The sequence below is a fragment of the Vibrio nigripulchritudo ATCC 27043 genome (assembly GCF_000222685.1).
Classification (GTDB): domain Bacteria; phylum Pseudomonadota; class Gammaproteobacteria; order Enterobacterales; family Vibrionaceae; genus Vibrio; species Vibrio nigripulchritudo.
Genome location: NZ_AFWJ01000165.1, coordinates 1 through 3,172 on the forward strand (window position 1 = coordinate 1; position 3,172 = coordinate 3,172).

Below are 3,172 nucleotides of genomic sequence, written 5' to 3' on the forward strand. Positions count from 1 at the left end.
GCCACGAACTCACCCTTGGGTGTTGGAAATCGCATGCCTAACTGCGTCAGGTTTAAAAAAGTTTTCGTCATAAGGTTTTCTTCCTATCGCAGTGTCTGGTTTTTATCCCAAGAGACCCACTTCTGCAGTGCGAGCATGCCTCGGTCGAGCAGTAATCCAATGAATCCGATGGTGATCACCGCCACCATAATGCGCCCCAGAGAGGCCAGAGCTACCATTCTGGAATTCATCCCAGACGAATTTCCCTAAGCCGGGGTTTTGCGCCAGCATCTCTGCCGCGATCAGCACCATCCAGGCAATACCCAGCGACAACCGAAGACCAGTAAAAATCATCGGAATGGAAGAAGGGAGCACAATGGTCCAGATGTGTCGCCACCAAGAAAGTCGCAATACTCGGCTGACGTTCACCAGATCTTTATCGACGCTGGTAACTCCGACAGCAGTGTTGATCAACGTAGGCCAGAGGCTACACAGCGCAACGGTCAGCAAAGAGTTCACAAATGATTTCGCCACCAGCGGATCCGCACTCACATAGGTCGCGCTTACCACCATGGTGACAATCGGCAGCCAAGCCAGAGGAGATACGGGCTTGAGCAATTGGATCACCGGATTGAACGCCTGATACAAGCCATGATTCAGCCCCAAAACAATCCCGGCAGGGATAGCGATTAATGACGCCAGCAAAAAGCCACACGCCACGGTAAACAAGCTTGTCAGGATCTGCTCAAAGAAGGTCGGCTTGCCTGTGTAAGGTCGAATTTTTACTTTGGCATTTGGATCTTTAGCCAGCTTGGCTGCGTTGCGTTTTTCCTGACGCTCAATAAACGCCACTTCTTTATCTCGCTCTTCAAAGTGTTCAGAAACCAGATTCCCGAACTGCTGAGCGGTTTGAACGGGCCCCGGCAACACACCCAAAGAGGTCTGAACCTGACGTGCTGACAGGTGCCACATCATCAGGAACAGCAGAATCCCCAGCAAGGGCAGCACAAGTGCCCTGCTGTGGTTGGCGACTTTTGCCCTATCAGGAAAAAGGGCAAAGACATTATTTCTCGCCAATTTGGTGTCCATATCAGATCTCCTCTGATCCTTTCAGACCAATGCTGAATTTTTTCAGATACGCGTTGGGCTGCTTGCCGTCATACACCACGTCGTCGATAAAGTGTGTCTGCGGATCGCGATACCCATCTTCCGTGTTGAAATCTGGAAAATCGCTGGCTTTGAGTATTCCGTCTTCAATTAAGGATTCTGCCGCCTGCTGATAGATATCAGGTCGATAGACTTTTTTGGCGATGTTGGCGTACCAGTCGTCCGGTTTTTCTGATGGAATCTGTCCCCAGCGGCGCATCTGAGTCAGATACCAGATGGCATCGCTGTAGTAGGGGTAGGTGGCGTTATAACGGAAGAATACGTTGAAATCGGGCACAGAACGTTTGTCTCCTTTTTCGTATTCAAACGTGCCCGTCATGCTATTGGCAATCACGTCCGCATCCGCACCTACGTAGTGGCTTTTCGCCAGTATTTTTACGGCTTCCATACGGTTGGCGTTTTGTTTTTCATCCAGCCAGTGCGCAGCGCGAATCATGGCTTTCACCACACGGATATGGGTGTTCGGGTATTTCTTTGCCCAGGCAGCCGACACACCGAAAACTTTTTCTGGGTTGTTTTTCCATATCTCGTAATCGGTCACCACTGGCACCCCAATTCCTTTGAATACGGCTTGCTGGTTCCACGGTTCACCAACGCAGTACCCTTTGATGGTTCCGGCTTCCATAGTGGCGGGCATTTGCGGTGGAGGGGTTACGCTGAGCAACACATCCGCCTCCACCTGCCCACTGTTATCACCGGTTTTCGGCGCGTAATAGCCAGGATGAATGCCTCCCGCCGCTAACCAGTAACGTAGTTCGTAGTTGTGTGTCGAAACCGGGAATACCATGCCCATGTTGAAAGGCTTGCCTTTGTCGAGATAACTTTCGACCACAGGTTTGAGTGCGTCTGCCTTAATTGGGTGAACAGGTTTTCCGTCGGCTTGTTTTTCCAGATTGGGCTTCATCTGCGCCCAGATGTCGTTGGATACCGTGATGGCGTTACCGTTGAGGTCCATGCTGAATGCAGTGATTACGTCCGCTTGTGTTCCAATCCCTATGGTGGCACCCAGTGGCTGACCTGCCAGCATGTGTGCGCCGTCTAATTCGCCATCAATCACCCGGTCGAGCAAAACCTTCCAGTTCGCTTGTGCCTCCAGCGTGACGTACAGTCCTTCATCTTCAAAAAAACCTTTTTCATAGGCGACCGCCAGCGGTGCCATATCGGTGAGTTTGATGAACCCAAATTTCAGGTCTTCAAGTTCAGGCTCTCCAACTTCGGCTACGACCGAGTTCGACCCCAGCAGTACAGCCAGCGCAAGGCTTTTGAGGGTACGGCTTTTAAGAGAAAGGCTTGCCATGCGATTTCTCACGGCATTCCACTTTTCTGTTGTCTTATTGGCAATGGTTTTCCGACATTTCATTGAACACTCCTGTTCCATAACTTCCTAAGTTTCAAATTCCAAATTTCAAAAAAAAGGCGCGGCTGCACAGAAAGTGCAGTCGCGCCGTTGCTTAGCAGAAACCACCGCCATTGATGGTTATTGGAGCTGAGCTCCTTTATCGTTGTTATTAATACTTCAAGTTGTGTGCCAGTTTTTCAGTTATTAAAAATCAATAAGTTATCTTTAATTGAATCCAACACTCTTAGCTGGATGCCGCCTTATTGTGCACAGTGCACCAATTCAATCCTTAGCTGATCGAATCGAAGGTGAGCATCAGGTTTTTGGCGACCTGCCCAATGGGCTGGCTGGATTTCATCGCGGAATTTCGCAGTGCCTTGTACGCCTCTTCTTCATCAATATGATGCATTTTCATCAGCGTACCTTTGGCTTTTTCGATCCACTTTCTGTCGTCGAGTTTCTGCGTCAACGCCTGTACTTCTTTCTCAATTGCCAACATGTTGTCGCGAAGTCTGATGGCATGTTCCAGCCAGATGTTGAGATCGTAATCTCCCCCGAAAAGGAAGAATCACGTACTGATTTGCGTGAGGAAAATCCTTGATGCTGCCTTTGTGAAGGTCACCGACCATAACCACCAGAGGGCATTTGCAACCCACGGCAAAATCGATCAGCAGCTTAAGCTCTGCC

General features: G+C 49.8%; 2 protein-coding genes and 2 pseudogenes. All 4 read right to left on the reverse strand.

Annotated features, from left to right (window positions below):
- Positions 1-83 precede the first annotated feature (83 nt).
- Positions 84-1,068: pseudogene (locus RH89_RS13885) on the reverse strand (ABC transporter permease).
- A gap of 1 nt (position 1,069) precedes the next feature.
- Positions 1,070-2,506 (reverse strand): CmpA/NrtA family ABC transporter substrate-binding protein, encoded by a 1,437-nt coding sequence (locus tag RH89_RS13890; protein ID WP_004402955.1) that lies wholly within the window; start codon positions 2,504-2,506, stop codon positions 1,070-1,072.
- Positions 2,507-2,774: 268 nt separating this feature from the next.
- A complete protein-coding gene (locus RH89_RS28715; RefSeq protein ID WP_004402956.1) occupies positions 2,775-2,984 on the reverse strand; it encodes an ANTAR domain-containing response regulator in 210 nt (69 codons plus the stop codon).
- A pseudogene (locus RH89_RS30225) lies at positions 2,971-3,172 on the reverse strand (hypothetical protein); the annotation flags it as partial. The pseudogene RH89_RS30225 and the gene RH89_RS28715, both read right to left, overlap by 14 nt.

Excerpts from the sequence above, each read along its gene's own strand:
- RH89_RS13890 (WP_004402955.1), bottom strand. The coding sequence starts at position 2,506 with ATGAAATGTCGGAAAACCATTGCCAATAAGACAACAGAAAAGTGGAAT.
- RH89_RS28715 (WP_004402956.1), bottom strand. The coding sequence starts at position 2,984 with ATGTTGGCAATTGAGAAAGAAGTACAGGCGTTGACGCAGAAACTCGAC.